General features: G+C 63.4%; 13 protein-coding genes and 1 pseudogene. 5 read left to right on the forward strand and 9 right to left on the reverse strand.

What is annotated here, in order from left to right; genetic code table 11:
• Positions 1-154 precede the first annotated feature (154 nt).
• Entirely contained in the window at positions 155-847 is a 693-nt protein-coding gene (locus tag JQ586_RS10360; RefSeq protein WP_212394433.1) for a cysteine hydrolase family protein, read from the forward strand.
• Positions 848-874: 27 nt separating this feature from the next.
• On the forward strand, positions 875-2521 hold the full coding sequence (locus JQ586_RS10365) for a regulator (protein ID WP_212394434.1): 1647 nt from the start codon (positions 875-877) through the stop codon (positions 2519-2521).
• Positions 2522-2553: 32 nt separating this feature from the next.
• Here the strand turns inward: JQ586_RS10365 and kynU are convergent, their stop codons facing one another.
• Together kynU and kynA are read right to left on the reverse strand one after the other, a co-directional pair.
• On the reverse strand, positions 2554-3819 hold the full coding sequence (gene kynU / locus JQ586_RS10370) for a kynureninase (RefSeq protein ID WP_212394435.1): 1266 nt from the start codon (positions 3817-3819) through the stop codon (positions 2554-2556).
• 31 nt (positions 3820-3850) lie between these two features.
• Positions 3851-4687, reverse strand: a complete 837-nt coding sequence (gene kynA / locus JQ586_RS10375; RefSeq protein ID WP_212394436.1) for a tryptophan 2,3-dioxygenase — start codon at positions 4685-4687, stop codon at positions 3851-3853.
• A gap of 262 nt (positions 4688-4949) precedes the next feature.
• Here kynA and JQ586_RS10380 point away from each other — a divergent pair, with 262 nt between their 5' ends.
• Positions 4950-5801: an alpha/beta hydrolase gene (locus JQ586_RS10380; protein WP_212394437.1), complete on the forward strand. Its 852-nt coding sequence runs from the start codon at positions 4950-4952 to the stop codon at positions 5799-5801.
• A gap of 8 nt (positions 5802-5809) precedes the next feature.
• Here JQ586_RS10380 and JQ586_RS10385 read toward each other — a convergent pair whose 3' ends face one another.
• The 4 genes from JQ586_RS10385 to JQ586_RS10400 all read right to left on the reverse strand — a co-directional run bounded on the left by JQ586_RS10385 (position 5810) and on the right by JQ586_RS10400 (position 9952).
• On the reverse strand, positions 5810-6634 hold the full coding sequence (locus tag JQ586_RS10385; protein ID WP_212394438.1) for a carbohydrate ABC transporter permease: 825 nt from the start codon (positions 6632-6634) through the stop codon (positions 5810-5812).
• Positions 6631-7560 carry a carbohydrate ABC transporter permease gene (locus JQ586_RS10390; protein ID WP_409334484.1) on the reverse strand — a complete coding sequence of 310 codons (930 nt, stop codon included), beginning with the start codon at positions 7558-7560 and terminating at the stop codon, positions 6631-6633. Before JQ586_RS10390 ends, JQ586_RS10385 begins: the two co-directional genes overlap by 4 nt.
• A 5-nt stretch (positions 7561-7565) precedes the next feature.
• Positions 7566-8891 carry a sugar ABC transporter substrate-binding protein gene (locus JQ586_RS10395; protein ID WP_212394440.1) on the reverse strand — a complete coding sequence of 442 codons (1326 nt, stop codon included), beginning with the start codon at positions 8889-8891 and terminating at the stop codon, positions 7566-7568.
• 206 nt (positions 8892-9097) lie between these two features.
• The gene (locus tag JQ586_RS10400; protein ID WP_212394441.1) at positions 9098-9952 is read right to left on the reverse strand and encodes a VOC family protein; all 855 of its coding nucleotides are present in this window, start codon (positions 9950-9952) and stop codon (positions 9098-9100) included.
• A gap of 73 nt (positions 9953-10025) precedes the next feature.
• On the opposite strand from JQ586_RS10400, the pseudogene JQ586_RS10405 reads away from it, so the two are divergent.
• Positions 10026-11328 (forward strand): annotated as a pseudogene (locus JQ586_RS10405) (NAD(P)/FAD-dependent oxidoreductase).
• A gap of 195 nt (positions 11329-11523) precedes the next feature.
• Entirely contained in the window at positions 11524-12711 is a 1188-nt protein-coding gene (locus tag JQ586_RS10410) for a 6-phosphofructokinase (RefSeq protein WP_212394558.1), read from the forward strand.
• Between the two features lie 135 nt (positions 12712-12846).
• Here the strand turns inward: JQ586_RS10410 and JQ586_RS10415 are convergent, their stop codons facing one another.
• From JQ586_RS10415 to JQ586_RS10425, 3 genes are read right to left on the reverse strand one after another with little or no spacing between them, the layout of a single operon-like run.
• Complete coding sequence (locus JQ586_RS10415; protein WP_212394442.1) at positions 12847-14472, reverse strand: ABC transporter ATP-binding protein; 1626 nt, start codon at positions 14470-14472, stop codon at positions 12847-12849.
• Positions 14469-15299, reverse strand: coding sequence for an ABC transporter permease (locus tag JQ586_RS10420; RefSeq protein ID WP_212394443.1), 831 nt, complete (start codon positions 15297-15299; stop codon positions 14469-14471). The genes JQ586_RS10415 and JQ586_RS10420 overlap by 4 nt, the downstream gene beginning before the upstream one ends.
• The gene (locus JQ586_RS10425; protein ID WP_212394444.1) at positions 15299-16279 is read right to left on the reverse strand and encodes an ABC transporter permease; all 981 of its coding nucleotides are present in this window, start codon (positions 16277-16279) and stop codon (positions 15299-15301) included. The genes JQ586_RS10420 and JQ586_RS10425 overlap by 1 nt, the downstream gene beginning before the upstream one ends.
• Positions 16280-16363 lie beyond the last annotated feature (84 nt).

Consider the following 16363-nt stretch of genomic DNA (forward strand, 5'->3'; position numbering starts at 1 on the left):
AGCGACGCCGAGCGGGCGCATCGTACGCTCGCAAAAATCCAACGACTTGATATGGCGTCGGATTTCGTCCCGCTCGCGCCCCGAATGGTATTGTACACAATGGCATGCGCCTTGCTTGAGTTCCGTTGAGGTTCTCTCGTTCGAGGCGCGCGTCATGACGAACTCAATCGGCACAATCGCCGCCGAGCCCGAGCCGGTCTCGCTCGAATGGGGCAGCACGGCGCTCGTCATCATCGACATGCAGCGCGATTTCATGGAGCCGGGCGGTTTCGGCGAGACGCTCGGCAACGACGTCAGCCAGCTTGCCCGCGCGGTGAAACCCATCGCCGCCGTGCTCGCGGCTGCGCGCGCCGGCGGGATGCTCGTGATTCACACCCGCGAAGGGCATCTGCCGGATCTCTCCGATGCGCCGCCGGCGAAGGTCGCGCGCGGTGCGCCATCGTTGCGTATCGGCGATCCCGGCCCGATGGGCCGCATCCTGATCCGCGGCGAGGCCGGCCACGACATCATTCCGGAGCTTTATCCGCTCGACAACGAGATCGTGATCGACAAGCCCGGCAAGGGCGCTTTCTACGCGACCGAGCTCGGCAGGATTCTGCAGAACTATGGCATCGAGAACCTCCTGGTGTGCGGCGTCACCACCGAAGTATGTGTCAACACCACGGTGCGCGAAGGCAATGACCGCGGCTACCGCTGCGTCGTGATCGGCGACGGCTGCGCGTCCTATTTCCCGGAATTTCACGAGATGGGCCTGAAGATGATCAAGGCCCAGGGCGGAATCTTCGGCTGGGTCACCAACTCGGCCGCGGTGCTGGAAGCAATGGAGACGTCGAAGAAATTGACCTAGAGGGGATTATTTATCGTGAGCACGAGCATGAGCGGTACGGCCGGCAAGTCCGAATTCAAGCCGGTCTTCTGGACACCCGGTGACTGGAACGCGTTCTTCGGCTTCGGCACCAACATCCTCGTCAACATGCTGGTGCTGACCGGTCTGTTGCGCTTCGTGCTGAAGATGCCCGACAGCCTGGTGTTCGGCCGCATCCTGCCGGCGCTCGGCCTCATGATGTGCCTTTCCACCTTCTATTACGCCTTCCTTGCCTATCGGCTGGCGCAGAAGACCGGCCGCAGCGACGTCTGTGCATTGCCGTCTGGCGTCAGCGTCCCGCACATGTTCATCGTCACCTTCGTGATCATGCTGCCGATCACGATCAAGACCGGCGATCCCATGAAGGGCTGGTCCGCCGGCCTGGTCTGGGTGTTCTTCCAGAGCTTCATCCTGATGATCGGCGGCTTCATCGCGCCGTTCATCCGCAGGATCACGCCGCGCGCGGCGCTGCTCGGCACGCTCGCCGGCGTATCGGTGACGTTCATCTCGATGCGGCCAGCACTCGAAATGTACATGACACCCCAGATCGGGCTGGTCTGCTTCGCCATCATCCTGGTGAGCTGGTTCGGCGGCGTGAAATATCCGAAAAGCATTCCAGCGGGCCTCGTCGCCATCGCGGTCGGCATGATCATCGCGTGGGGCTCGAACCTGTTTGGGCTCGGGCTCGGTGGCCTCAGCCTCAAGGGTGTCGGTGACGCCTTTGCCAATTTCGGGTTCTCGGTGCCGGTCCCCGCGGTCGGGCAGGTGTTCTCCGGCTTCGAATTCCTCGGCGTCATCCTGGTCACGGCGATCCCGTTCGGCATCTACGATCTCGTCGAAGCCATGGACAACGTCGAGAGCGCGGAAGCCGCCGGCGACGAATATCCGACCACGCGGGTCCTGACCGCGGACGGCATTGTCAGCTTGATCGGCTGCCTGATGGGCAATCCGTTCATCAACGCGGTCTATATCGGCCATCCCGGCTGGAAGGCGATGGGCGGCCGGATCGGGTATTCGGCTGCAACCGGCATCATGGTGGTGGCGCTGTCCTGGTTCGGCATCATTTCGGTGCTGCTTGCGCTGGTCCCTGTCGTCGCGATCTCGCCGATCCTGCTCTATATCGGCATGCTGATCGGCGCGCAGGTGTTCCAGACCACGCCGGTCAAGCACGCGCCGGCGATCGTGCTTGCGTTGACGCCGCATCTGGCGGCCTGGGCCAAGCTGCAGATCGACACTATGCTGGGCTCCACGTTAACCGCGGCGCAGGCCGTCGGCGGACTCCCTGCCGACAAGATTGGAGAGGTCAAGACCGCGGCCATCGCGGCATTGCCGCAACAGGGCGTGATCTACCACGGCCTCGAGGTGATGGGCGGCGGCTCGATCCTGGCCGGCTTGATCCTGGGCGCGATCGGCGTGTTCGTGATCGAGCGCGATTTCCTGAAGGCCTCGGCGTTCGCGCTTGCCGGTGCCGCCATGACCTATTTCGGCTTCATGCACGGCGAGGCGGTCGGTATCGGCGGTGGGCTCGGCGTGACGCCGGGAGTTGCGCTCGCCTATCTCGTGATGGCGGCCGGTTTCTATGCGCTCGGGCGCACGGCCGTCAGCGAGGCGTTTAGCGCGCATCCGGAGATGCCGGCTGCAGCACCTGCGGAGTGATCGGGCTTCATAGCGAAGGCACCGTGGCGGGCCTAAGCCACGATGTCACGCTCGTTCTCGAAAGCATCGTACGATCGGTCCATCATGATACGGCGGATGCGCTGGATGGCGTCCTCGACGTCCTGATAGGATGTGTAAAGAGCGATCGGCGCCAGCCGAATGATGTTCGGCTCGCGATAGTCGGGAACAATACCGGCAACCTTCATCGCCTTGACGATCCGCGCCGCGTCATTGTGCTGGACGCTGACGTGGCCGCCCCGGCGGTGATGTTCCCTTGGCGTGACCACCGTGAAATCGAATGGCGCCAGCACGAGGTCAATCTGTCGCATCAGATAATCGGTCAGTCGAAGCGACTTGGCCCGGATCTGCTCGATGCCGACGGCTTCCATGATCTCCAGCGATCCGAACAACGGCGCGCTGCTGAAGAGGTGCGGAGTGCCAATCTGGTACGCGCCCGCGTCCCCCGCAGGGGTGAGATGATCATCCATCGCGAACTGTTTGCCCTTGTCCGAGCCGAACCAGCCCGCCAGTCCCGGCATGCCCCCGAAATGGCGCTCATGCACGAAGAGGCCGCCGACGGCTCCGGGGCCGCCGTTCATGTATTTGTAGTTGCACCACACGGCAAAATCGACGCCCCAATCGTGCAGACGATGCGGCATGCAGCCGACAGAGTGAGCCAGATCGAGACCAACGAGGATGCCGCGCCGATGCGCTTCATCGGTCAGTCTGGCAACATCGAGCAATTGACCGCTGCGGTACAGCACGGTGGGCAGCCACAGCACGGCGACCTGATCGCTCATATTGGCGATGATATCGTCTTCGTCGATCAGGTGACCATCACGTGACGCCGTGCATAGCAGATGCCCTGCGACATCGAGATCGTGGAGGCGCAACTGACTCTGCAACGCGTAAAGGTCGGTCGGAAAGTTGAGAGTGTCGGCGAGGATGATGCTGCGCGCCGGTGTCGGTCGATAGAAACTCGACAACAGCTGATGAATATTGACTGATATCGATCCTGTCGCAACGACCTCGGCTGGCCTGGCGCCGACGAAAGGTGCCAGCCGCGCGCCCAGCGCCTCGGCATTGTAGAGCCATGGCCGTTGCCCATGGGACCAGCCATCTATGGCGTAGGTCTTCCATTCATCGAATGCTTCAAGAAGAACCCTCTCCGCAGTCTTTGATGCGAGGCCGAGGGAGTTGCCGTCGAGGTAGATCGCATCCTGGGGCAGATGGAATTGTTCGCGTACGTACGCAACAGGATCGCTTTGATCCAACTCCCATGCACGACCGTCATCCATCCGATGTCCCCTGTGAGGCGGCTCTATCGTCCTACATGTCCGTACGCACGCTCCACAGCTCGGGAAACAGGACGACCTCCAACATCTTGCGCAAATAGGCTACGCCGTTGGTACCGCCGGTTCCGGGCTTGAAGCCAATGACCCTTTCGACCGTGGTGACGTGATTGAAGCGCCAGCGGCGGAAATAATCCTCGAAATCGACGAGCTTTTCGCCAAGCTCATAAAGCTCCCAATGCTCGCCGGGGCTGGAATAAATGACTTTCCATGCGGCGCGCACTTCGTCGTTTGCGGCGCGCGGCAGGCGCCAGTCCACACGTTCTGCGTCGGGTCCGATATTGAGGCCGCGCCGCGCCAACAACTGCAGGGCTTCGTCGTACAGGCTTGGCGCCGCCAGAATTCCTTCCAGCGCCGCTATGTAGTCGGGGCGGTGTGAATGAGGGGCCAGCAAAGCCAGATTTCGGTTGCCGACGATGAATTCTATCATGCGATATTGCACCGATTGAAAGCCCGACGACTGCCCGAGGTTACCGCGAAACTGGGTGTATTCCGAAGGCGTCATCGTGCGCAGAACGTCCCACGCATTATTCAGCTGCTCGAAGATGCGAGCCACACGCGAGAGCATTTTGGCTGCCGGCTGCAACTGGTCTCGACGAATGCTTTGCATCGCCGAGCGCAATTCGTGGATGGCAAGCTTCATCCACAGCTCCGAAGTCTGATGCTGGATAATGAAGAGCAACTCGTCATGCGATTCGGACAAGGGTCTCTGCGAAGCCAGGACCGCGTCGAGCTGCAGATAGTCGCTGTAGGACATGAGGTCCCTGAAATGCGTTTGAGCGCCGTCGGGAATTGAGTCGCGGGACTGTTCCATCGCATTTCAATCCGGTTTCGGTTGGCCCCATCGGTCCGTTCGAAGGATCGTATGCGGCCGGCGCCACGGCCGTTCGACGCTAACCGTGCTTCGCAGGTCTGCGTTGCGGTAGCCGGCTGGGAGGCAGATATCAGGCTCGTCCGCACCGCCAACCCAGGCTGCGACAAATAACGCCGGACGTCAATTGCTTTAATTATAAAATATTATACCATTCGCTGCGCGATCTCCGCCGGAGACGTTCGAGAGCCAGAGGGAAGACGGGATGCCGCTGCATAGGATCGAAGACTGGGATGACGCCTATCGCAACGGCGCTCACATTCCCGGTGGCGCAGATTATCCGGAAAGATGGCTGCGTTCTGCGTCGGCCTTTCGCGAAAGCGCCGTCGCCGAAGGGAGGGCGTCACTGGATATCGCCTATGGCCGGCACGAGCGGCAACGTCTGGATCTGTTCCTCCCGAAGGGGACGCCAAAGGGTCTGGTCGTTTTTGTTCATGGCGGATTCTGGATGGCGTTCGACAAGAATTCGTGGTCGCATCTCGCCCGCGGCGCCGTCGAACTGGGTTACGCCGTTGCCCTGCCGAGTTATCGATTGGCACCGGAAGCGCGCATCGGTGAAATTGTATCTGATATTGCAGCAGCAATCGATCACGTGGCCGGCGAGGTGGGCGGACCCATTACCTTGACTGGTCATTCGGCGGGCGGACATCTCGTCACGCGACAAATGTGCGCGACGTCCACGTTGCAGGATAGCGTCGCTCAACGTGTTGGGCACGTGGTCTCGATATCGGGGCTGCACGACCTCAGACCATTGATGCGAACCGAGATGAATCGCGTGCTGCGAATCGATGATGCGGAGGCCGCGCGTGAAAGCCCCGCATTGCTGGAGCCCCGTCACGGGTTTGCTCTCAGCTGCTATGTAGGCGGGGCGGAGCGAAATGAATTCCTGCGCCAGAACAGTCTGCTGCAGAACATCTGGACGGGGTCTGGCATCGCCACCCAGGCCATCGTCGCGCCCGACCGGCATCACTTCAACGTTCTCGACGGGATGACTGATCCCGAGCACATGCTCACGCGGCTGCTTGTCGACACAAACCCTCGTGCCGCCCATCATTAAGCGTCGCGCTACCCGCCCTTGACCGCGCCTGCAGTCAGCCCCGCGACGATCTGCCGCTGCGCCATCACGGTGAGCAGCAGCACCGGCGCCGTCACGATGAGGGCGGCGGCGGCCAGCGGGCCCCAGCTCAGCTGGTCGAACGAGATCATGTTGTAGACGGCGACCGGCAGCGTGCGGGTCTCGCGCCCGGCCAGCACGATGCCGAAGACAAAGTTGTTCCAGGAGAAGATCACCGCGAGGATGAAGGCGACCGCAAGCCCCGGCTTGGCGATCGGTAGCGCGACATGGCGGAACACCTGCCAGCGCGTGGCGCCGTCGATCAGCGCGGCCTCCTCCAGCTCCAGCGGCGTGGTTTCGAAGTAGCCGATCATGATCCAGATCACGATCGGCACCGTCACCACGAGATGGATGATGACCTGCGGCACCAGGGTGCCGAGCAGGCCGAGCCACTGGAACAGCAGGAACAGCGGGATCAGGTAGGATAGTCCCGGCGTGATGCGCGCGATCAGGATCACCACCGCCGATTTGTGCGCGGCCATCCGAGCGATGCCGTAGCCGGCCGGCACGCCCACCAGCATCGCAAGGCCGGTCGCTGAACCGGTGACGATCACGCTGTTGACGAAGTAGGTCAGGAAGCGGTTGGAGGCGAGTACATCGGCGTAGTTCTTCCAGGCGAAGTTCTCCGGAATGAACACCGGCGGATAGGCGGCGTTGTCGACTTCGAACTTCAGCGACAGCGACGCCATCCACAGGAAGAACAGGATCGCCGGCGAGACGATTGTCAATACCGACAGCCACAACCCGACCCGGCCCAGGAGCTGACGCAGGTTCATGCGCCGGCTCCGAGCTCTGTCGTCCACAGCATGCGCTTGCGCAAATACAGCAATAGCGCGGCGAGGGCGATGATCAGGAGGAAGAACACCACCGCGATCGCCGAGCCGTAGCCGAGGTCGTAATAGACGAAGGCGACGCTGTAGAGATAGACGTTGATTGTCTCCGACGCCGAGCCCGGGCCGCCTTGCGTGATGGCGAAAATGATATCGAAGCTCTTCACCGCATCGATCATGCGGATCATGCCAGCGATGAACAGGAACGGCATGATCAGGGGCAGCGTGATGAAGCGGAACACCTGCCAGAAATTCGCGCCGTCGATCTGCGCGCTCTCGTAAGGCTCGGTCGGGATCGCCGCGAGCCCGCCGAGCACGATCAGCATGACCAGCGGCGTCCACTGCCAGGTCTCGACCAGCACCAACGAGGGGATCACTGTGGTCGGATTGAAAACCCAGAGTTGCGGCGGCAGGCCGACCAGGGACAGCAGATAGTTGAGCACGCCGAGCTGCGGATGGAACATCATGGTCCACACCAGCGCGATCGCGACAGGCGTCGCCATCATCGGCATGATGAAGATGCCGCGCAGGAAGCCGCGCGCGGCGAATTTCTGGTGGAACACGATCGCAGCCAGCGTGCCGAAGACCAGCGGCAGCAGCACCGAGAGCGCGGTGTAGAGCAGTGTGTGCTCGACCGCCTCGACGAAGCGCGGATCGGCCGGCAACCGCAGGTAGTTGGCGAGCCCGACGAAGGTGATCGGTGAGCCCACCTTCCATTCGTTCAGGCTCATCCAGATCGTGAACACCCACGGGAAGATGATCACGGCGAGCACCACGACGAGCGCCGGGATCACGAATGGCCAGTAGGACGGCGGACGCCATTCACGCTCCGGCGCAGCATCCCGTGCTGACGCCGCAGAAGCCTGTGTCACGACGCTCACGCTTTTTCGCTACGCTCCAGGATCGGGCGGAATTGCTCGTGCGCCTTCTTGAGCTCGGTTGCGGGATCTGCGCCCGACAGCGTCGACGTGATGGCAGCACCGACAATGTCGCGGAACTCGGCGACGGGGATGACGACGGGCAGGCCGAGCTTGGAGATCTTGGCGGAATCGATCACCGATTGCAGCCATTCCTTTGGCATCTTCACGCCCTGTTGGACCTCGGGATCGTTGAGGATCGAGTTGCGGAATGGAACGCCACCGCCGGCCTGCAACAACCGCGCACCCTGTTTCTTCGAGACCACCCACTGGCAGAGCAGATAGGCAGCTTCCTTGTTCTTGCTCGCCGCGGCAATCCCGATGCCGTCGCCATAGGTCGCTGAATATTGTCCCTTCGGCCCCGCCGGCACCACGGTGTAGCCGACCTTGCCGACTACGCGCGAAGCGGCCGGGTCCTCCAGCGGCGGCGCCCAGCCGACGCCGTCGATCCACATCGCCGAGCGTCCCTGCGTGAAGGAGGCCATCGACTCCATCCAGTTGAAGCCGGCGACGCCGGGCGGTGCGACCTTGGTCAGCAGCGCCTGATAGAGCTTGGTTGCTGCGATCGCCTCGGGCCCGTCGGTCAGGATGTTGCCCTTGTCGTCGAGGAATTCACCGCCGTAGTCGAGATAGAAGTTGGTCCACAACGTCATGTTGGCGTTGCGAAGGCCGCGCCCGACAAAACCGTAGATGCCGGCCTTGGTGTCGGTGAGCTTTTCCGCAGCTGTGACCATCTCGTCGAGGGTCTTCGGCACCGCGACGCCTTTCTTCTGGAACAGCTCCTTGTTGTAATAGAGGATGAAGTAGTCGACCGACCACGGCAGCGACAGCATCTGCCCCTTGTCGTTCTTGGCGTACTCCAGCCCGGCGGCCGAGAAGTCGCTCTCGACGAGATCGGGAGCGGTCAGCGTCGGATCCTTCATGTAGCCGGAGATGTCGGCGAGCCAGCCGGCCTTCTCGAACTGACGCTTCTGCACGTGGTAGCTCAAGTGAATGACGTCGAAGCTCGGCTTGCCCGACGCAAGCTCGATCACGGCTTTCTGGCGCTGCTGCTGCTCGGGGATCTGCTCGGACTCGACCTGGATGCCTGTGAGTTCGGTGAATTCCTTGATGTACTTCTGCAGATTGTCGCCGCGCGGCCCCTTGGCGAGGATCACCTCGAGCGTGGTGCCGGCATATTTCTTCCAGTTGACCTCGGCGTAGGCCGGAAATCCGGTCAACCCGACTGCGCCGGCGGCGGCCGTGCCGGCCAGCATCTGCCGGCGCGAGATCAGGTGATGCGACATGTCTCTCTCCCTTGGACGGTTCTTGTTTGGGAGAGATACTAGGGCATGATCGGGAAAAGTGGAAACCGGTTTTCCGATCAGATGAGAGAGGAGCGAGAACATTGATCCGATCTGCCATCGCATCAACGTTCAAGCGTGTGAAGTGGTCCTGCCTAGCCCCAAGCTGCGCGGCGCGCATGATTGCCGCGCCGCGCAAATCGCGGCGTCTATGCCTTGACGAAGGCGAGCAGGGTGCCATTGGCGGCGGCCGGCGGCACGCAGATGCTGCCGCCGCTGGATACTCCGGTCCCGCCGAGCGACTTTGCAGTGGCCGCAAGATCGGCCGCGATCACGAGGCCGGCGCCGCCGCGATCGGGCAGGCCGTCCAGCGGCACGCCGCCATAGCGCTTGCCGAGCTGCTCCCTGGTGAGGAACACGAAGTCTGCACGATCACCGCCCGAGGGCACGGCGACGGCGCCGTCGGTCTCGTTCCTCGGGGGGATATCGATCATCTTCGATAAGTGCGCTGCATCGGTTGCCGGGTCCGGGGAGACGATCAGCACCTGCCTGAGGCGTTTCGCCCCGTTGGCATGGGTCATCAATTCAGGGATCCACACCGTCTCGCGCGTCTTGTGCTGGCAGGCGAAGATGCGCACCCCGCCGGGCGCTTCCGCAGTCGGCCACTGGAAGGTGCGGAATTTTGCCGCAGAGATCGAGCCGTTCGGCAGCGTCACGGGCCGCTCGAAATCGGTCGGCCCGACCGGTGTATAGCCGCGCGCGCGAATCTCCTCCGCGCCTTCAGCCGAATCCACGGCGGTGAAGGCGATGCGCTCGATGCCTTCGCCGCTCCTGTCGAGGAAGGCGCGTGCCGGAGCATTGTGTTCCGTCGGCGTCAGCACGCCGAGCAATTCCATGTAATCGGGGTCGAACATGATGGTGTAATTGCCCGATCCCATGTGCGCGCTATGGGTGCCACGCGGCGACACGGTGAAGCCGAGCCGCTTGTAGTTTTCGGCGGCCTTGTCGAGGTCCTTGACCATGACCACGGCGTGATCGATTCCGACGACGTTCTTGAGTGCCACTTCTTGTCTTCCCGGCTGGAATAAGGGAGTAAAGCTAACCAGAACGATCGGGCGCCCGCAAGAAAGGATCATGATGAGCAGCAATGCCGTGCGCTGGCCCATTTCGCTGTGGGCCGCGGTGACACCGTCCGGCCCTGATTGCCCCGAACTGACCGGAGCGCAGCAGGCCGACGTCGTCATCATCGGCGGCGGCTTCACCGGGCTGTCGACGGCGCTGCATTTGCGTGAGGCCAATGTTGATGTCGCGATCGTCGAGGCCGCCGAGCCGGGCTGGGGCGCGTCTGGCCGCAACAACGGGCAGGTAATTCCGACGCTGTCGCGGCCGGATCCCGATGATATCATCGCCAAACATGGCGCGGCCGGCGAGCGCTTCGTCGCGATGTTGCGCGATAGCGCCTCCACGCTGTTCGATATCGTTGGGCGCTACGACATCGCGGCCGAACACGAGCAGTCTGGCTGGATACAGCCGGTGCATTCGCCCGGCCGCATCAAGATCGCGGAACGGCGGGTGCAGCAATGGTCGAAATTCGGCGCGCCGGTCGAGCTGTTGTCGCGCGATGAGGTCCGCGACATGCTCGGCTCGGACGCGTGGTTCGGCGGGTTCTGGAACAGGACCGGCGGCCATATCAATCCGCTGGCGCTTGCGCGCGGCCTGGCGCGTACCGTGCTCGGCCTCGGTGTACGAATCTATGCCCGCTCGCCTGCGACCAGCTTCGAGCGTCGCGGCGGCAAATGGGTGGTGAAGACGGAGAGGGGCGAGATCTCGGGCCGCGCGCTCGTAGTTGCGACCAATGCCTATAGCGGCGAGTTTTTCGACGTCGTTGGTGCCCGACATCGCCCATGAGGTGATGCCGGTACTGTCCTGGCAGATGGCAACCCAGCCGCTGTCGGACAACGTCCGCAAGACCATCATCCCCGGAAGGCTGGCGATGTCGGACACCCATGGTGAGCTGTATTTCGCGCGCTATGATGCTCGCAATCGCCTTGTCACCGGCGGTGCCGTGATCGGTCCTGGCGACAAGGCGGCGCGGCTGAAGGCGCGGGTGACGGAGCGATTGCAGCGGTTGTGGCCGCAGATCGGCGACATTTCCTTCGACTGCGTCTGGAACGGCTATGTCGGCATGACCTCGGATTTCCTGCCGCGCATCCACCGGCTCGGGCCGAACGCCTTCGGCTGGACCGGCTGCAACGGCCGTGCGGTTGCGCTGACGATGCCGCTCGGCCGCGAGCTCGCCAAGGCGGTGCAGGGCGTGCCAGAGAGCGAGCTCGCGCTGCCCTTCACCGAGCCGGTCACGATCCCGGCGCACGGCCTGATGCGCAAGCTCGCGCCGCTGATGCTCCTGGTCTATCGCCGCCGCGATGCGCGGGAGATGTAATGCAAGAAGGGGCCGGCAGCGTCGGGCGGGGTCCGTCCAGAGGACGTTGTGCTCCGAAGATGCTGGGCATTATCCTAACGAGATATCACCGGGCGCCGATGTCCGCCATCTTGAGGAGCCCGCCGCCGGCGGATAACCTAGGGAAACCCCGACCTGACGCAGGCGTTATTGCGAGATACCAATCGGGAGGTGGGCATGGCGAGGAAGCGCATAGGTATTCTCACGGGAGGCGGTGACGTCCCCGGCCTCAATGCTGTGATCAAGAGTGTGACTTATCGCGGCAGCGAGGACGACATTGAGGTTGTCGGTCTCCGCCGTGGTTGGGAGGCTCTCACGCACCTGAACCTCGACGACCCGGCCTGCAAGTCCCACTACATCATCCCGCTGAACCGCGAAAACACGCGCATCATCGACCGGCGCGGCGGCACCGTGCTGCACTCGAGCCGCACCAATCCCTCCAAAATGAAGAAGCTGCCCAATCATCTCGTGGGGCAGGACTTTCCAGTTTCCCAGAGCACCAGGGACGGCATCGCAACCAAGACTTGGGACCTCACGGGCCAGGTACTGGCAAACCTCGCGGGGCTCGGCATCGAGCACCTGATCGCTATCGGCGGCGACGATACGCTGAGCTATGCCGACAAGCTCAATGGACTCGGCGTCAAGATCATTGCCATCCCGAAGACGATGGACAACGATGTCCGCAACACCGAGTACTGCATCGGTTTCTCGACCGCGATCACCCGCGCCAGTGATGCCATCCAGCGGCAGCGCACCACTGTCGGCTCGCACGAGCGAATTGGCATTTTCCGCATCTTTGGCCGCGATGCCGGATTTACCGCGCTTTACACCGCCTACGCGACCTCGATCCGATGCGCCATACCGGAGTACAAGGTCAACCTCGACAAGTTGATCCAGCTTCTCGTTGAGGACAAGCACGGCAACCCAAGCAACTACGCGCTGATCGTGCTCAGCGAGGGCGCCGAGTGGGAGGGTTACAAGGTGCAGGAATACGGCGACCCTGACGCCTACGGGCACCGCAGGAAGGCGAGTGTGGCCGAAGCATTCGCCGACGAGATCAAGCGGCGCGCCGGCGAGGAGACCATCGTCTCTGACCTCACCTACGACCTGCGATCGGGCGATCCAGACTTCATCGACAAGCTTGTCGCACTGACGTTCGGCAACCTGGCCTACGATGCCATCCTGGAAGGCAAGACCGGGCTGATGTCGGCGCTGGTCGAGGGCCGCTACGACCTCGTGCCCATCCCGGACGCCAAGCTCGGACCGCGCAAATTGGACGTTGCCACCGCGTACAACGCTGAGCGCTATCGTCCCCTTTACTCCAACAAGCGGGGGCTGCCGATTTTTCTCAACCGCGCTTCATAAGTGAAGGGGCAACGCCACTGCCGACGAAGCCGCCAGCGCGGCAGGAGGATTGTTTCAAACCCAACGTCGCATCTGCGCAAGCTCGTGCCGCCGATGCTCCCGGTTCTATCGCCGCCGCGACACGCGGGAAATGGCCTAGACCAGCGCCGAATCGCGCTTGCGGGTGAAGTCGCCGCCGGGGATCGCTGACAGCAGCGCCTGCGTATAGGGGTGTTGCGGATTGCCGAACACCTCGGCCGTCGTTCCCTGCTCGACCACTGCGCCATCCTTCATCACGGCGACGAGATCGCAGATCTGGGCTGCGACGCGCAGATCGTGGGTGATGAAGACGATGGAAAGGCCGAGCTGCTGGCGCAACTCGGCGAGCAACCTCAGGACCTGCGCCTGTACCGAGACGTCCAGCGCCGAGACCGGTTCGTCGGCGACCAGCACATCCGGCTTCAGCGCGAGCGCGCGCGCGAGCCCGATGCGCTGGCGCTGGCCGCCGGAAAACTCATGCGGAAAGCGGTCGCCCGCGGACGGGTCGAGTCCGACCAGCTCGAACAGCCGTTTGGCTTCCGCGATTGCGACCGCGCGGTCCACGCCATGCACGATCGGTCCCTGCGCGACCAGCTCCGCCGCCTTGCGGCGCGGATTGAGCGAGGCGAAGGGATCCTGGAACACCATCTGGATGTGCCGGGTCTCGCGGCGGACCTGGTCCGGGGTGAGCTTGGCCCAGTCCTTGCCGTCGAGCAGGATCGACCCGGCGTCGGGATCGATCAGCCGCACGATGCAGCGGGCCAGCGTCGATTTGCCCGAGCCGGATTCGCCGACGATGCCGAGCGTCGCGCCGCGCGGCAGATGCAGCGAGACGCCCTTCACGGCTTCAGTGACCCGCGCGCCGCGGCCGAGAAAGCCGCCGGTGCGGTAGGTCTTGGAGACACGGTCGATGCTCAGCACGTCCTTGCCGGAGAGGCTGCGCGGCGGCGGTGCCTTGAGCGGCGGAACCGATGATATCAGCTGCCTCGTGTAGGCATGCTGCGGATCGTTCAGCACCCTGTCGGCCGCGCCCTGCTCGACGATCACGCCGTGCTGCATCACCACCACGCGATCGGCGATCTCGGCGACCACGCCGAAATCATGGGTGATGAACAGCACCGCAGTCTTCCTGCGCTGCTGCAGATCGCGGATCAGCCTCAGGATCTGCGCCTGCGTCGTGACGTCGAGCGCGGTGGTCGGCTCATCGGCGATCAAGAGCTTCGGGTCGAGCGCGAGCGCCATCGCGATCATGGCGCGCTGGCGCTGGCCGCCGGAGAGCTCGTGCGGATAGGCTTTTGCCGCGGCCGTGGAATCGGGAATTCGGACATCGTCGAGCAGCGCGATCACCCGCGCGTTGATCTCGACCTTCGATAATCTGGTGTGGATCGAGAACATCTCGCCGATCTGGTCGCCGATGGTGCGCAGCGGATTGAGCGCCGTCATCGGCTCCTGGAAGATCATCGCGATGCCGGCGCCGCGCACCTCGCGCATCGCGGCCGGGCTCGCCGTGCAGAGGTCGTGGCCGTCGAACATCATCCGGCCATCTTCGATCTCGACCTCGTTCGGCAGCAGCCGCATGATGGCGTTGGCCATCATCGACTTGCCGGAGCCGGATTCGCCGACCACGCAGAGGATCTCGTTGGACGCGATCGACAGCGAAACGTCGGACAGTGCATGCGACCGGTCCGCGCCTCGGGGCAGGCGCACAGTCAGGCCGTCGAGCGAGAGAACAGGATCGCTCATCGGCTCTTCAGCCTTGGATTGAGCGCATCATTGAGGCCCTGGCCGACCAGCGACACCGCGAGCACGGTGACGAGGATCGCAATGCCCGGGATGGCCGAGACGTACCATTGCACCCGGAGCACATCGCGGCCGAGACCGATCAGGTTGCCCCAGGAGGCGACATTGGGATCGGACAGCCTCAGGAAGGCGAGCGCGCTTTCCAGCAGGATCGCGACCGCCATCACCACGCTGGCGTAGACGATGACGGGCGGCAGCGCGTTGGGCAGGATTTCACCCAGGATCAGCCGGATGTCCCGCATCCCGAGCGTCTTGCCTGCCTGCACGAATTCGCGGTTGCGCAGCGACAGGAATTCGGCGCGGGTCAGCCGCGCCGGCGCCGGCCATGACACGACGCCGACGGCGATCGTCACCGTTGATAGCGTCGAGCCGAACACGGCGACCAGGACCAGCAGCAGCACGAAATTCGGCAGGGTCTGGAACGCCTCCGTGATCCGCATCAGCACATTGTCGATCCATCCGCCGTAATAGCCCGCGAAGGCGCCGACCAGGATGCCGATCAGGATCGCGATCAAGGTCGCGACGCCGCCGATCAGGAGCGAGATACGCGCGCCGTAGAAGATCTGCGCGGCGATATCCCGCCCCGAATTGTCGGTCCCGAGCAGGAAGCGCGGATTGGTGAACGGCCAGACCAGCGGCCGCCCTGCCAGCGCCAGCGGATCGCGCGGATAGAGCAAGCTTGCGCTGATCGCCATCGCGATCACGAGCAGAAGCAGGATCAGGCCGATCACGGCAGCGGGGCTGCGGAAGTAGCGTTTCACGGCGTCCATCACGAGCCCTCCGCCGCGATGCGCGGGTCGAGCCGCGCATAGAGCAGGTCGACGACGAAGTTCACGACAATGACGAGCAGTGCCGAGACAAACACGATGCCGAGCAGAGTGTTGAGGTCGCGCTGCACGACCGATTCATAAGCGAGGCGGCCGAGTCCGGGCAGCGAGAACACGCTCTCGACCACGACCGAGCCGCCGAGCATGGTGCCGGCCTGCAAGCCGATCAGCGTCACCATTGGCAGCAACGCGTTGCGCAGCACGTGACGGGTGATGACGTGGGTCTCGTCCAGCCCCTTGGCGCGGGCGGTCCGGATAAATTCGAGGTTCAGCACCTCCAGCATCGAGGCGCGCATGATGCGCAGGTACACCGCAAGGAAGATCAGCCCGAGCGTCAGCGTCGGCAGCACCAGATGGGCTGCGATGTCGAGCGCCCGCCAGATGCCGGTCTGCACCGTTCCGATATCCTCGAAGCCGCCCGGCGGCAGCCATTGCAGGTACACCGAGAACACCACGATCGCCATCAGGCCGAACCAGAACGAGGGCGTGGCGTAGAAGATCAGGCCGAAGGTCGAAATCACCGTATCCGGCCAGCGGTTGACGCCGCGTGCGGCGATCACGCCGAACACCAGGCCAAAAAAGAACGCGAACGACAGCGACGCCGTCATCAACAGGATGGTCGGCGGCAGCCGCTCCAGGATCACGGTTGCGACCGGCTTGCCGTAGATCGAGGAGAAGCCGAGATCGAGCCGCATCAGGTGCCACAGATAATTGGCAAGCTGCGCCGGAACCGAGAGGTCGAGGCCGTAGAATTTGCGCAGCTCGTGTGCGGTCGCGGCATCGCCGCCGCCCATCTGCGCCATCAGCGCGTCGACAGTGTCGCCCGGCGCGAGCTGCAGCAGCAGGAACACGCCGATCAGGATCAGGAACAGGGTCGGGATCGAGGCGGCAAGCCGCCGCCCCGCAAGGCTCAGGATACGCATCGGCTATCTATAGCGTTTTCGAGCGAAGTGGACACTGGTGTGCGGCGGCGGTGGCCTCTCGGTCACCTCGCCCCGCAAGAGCGG

Origin of the sequence: Bradyrhizobium jicamae, assembly GCF_018130215.1 — a bacterium.
In the GTDB taxonomy this organism is placed as follows: Bacteria; Pseudomonadota; Alphaproteobacteria; order Rhizobiales; family Xanthobacteraceae; genus Bradyrhizobium; species Bradyrhizobium jicamae_A.

Coding starts and splice junctions, on each gene's coding strand:
- JQ586_RS10360 (WP_212394433.1), top strand. CDS start 155: ATGACGAACTCAATCGGCACAATCGCCGCCGAGCCCGAGCCGGTCTCG.
- JQ586_RS10365 (WP_212394434.1), top strand. CDS start 875: ATGAGCGGTACGGCCGGCAAGTCCGAATTCAAGCCGGTCTTCTGGACA.
- kynU (WP_212394435.1), bottom strand. CDS start 3,819: ATGGATGACGGTCGTGCATGGGAGTTGGATCAAAGCGATCCTGTTGCG.
- kynA (WP_212394436.1), bottom strand. CDS start 4,687: ATGGAACAGTCCCGCGACTCAATTCCCGACGGCGCTCAAACGCATTTC.
- JQ586_RS10380 (WP_212394437.1), top strand. CDS start 4,950: ATGCCGCTGCATAGGATCGAAGACTGGGATGACGCCTATCGCAACGGC.
- JQ586_RS10385 (WP_212394438.1), bottom strand. CDS start 6,634: ATGAACCTGCGTCAGCTCCTGGGCCGGGTCGGGTTGTGGCTGTCGGTA.
- JQ586_RS10395 (WP_212394440.1), bottom strand. CDS start 8,891: ATGTCGCATCACCTGATCTCGCGCCGGCAGATGCTGGCCGGCACGGCC.
- JQ586_RS10410 (WP_212394558.1), top strand. CDS start 11,524: ATGGCGAGGAAGCGCATAGGTATTCTCACGGGAGGCGGTGACGTCCCC.
- JQ586_RS10415 (WP_212394442.1), bottom strand. CDS start 14,472: ATGAGCGATCCTGTTCTCTCGCTCGACGGCCTGACTGTGCGCCTGCCC.
- JQ586_RS10420 (WP_212394443.1), bottom strand. CDS start 15,299: ATGGACGCCGTGAAACGCTACTTCCGCAGCCCCGCTGCCGTGATCGGC.
- JQ586_RS10425 (WP_212394444.1), bottom strand. CDS start 16,279: ATGCGTATCCTGAGCCTTGCGGGGCGGCGGCTTGCCGCCTCGATCCCG.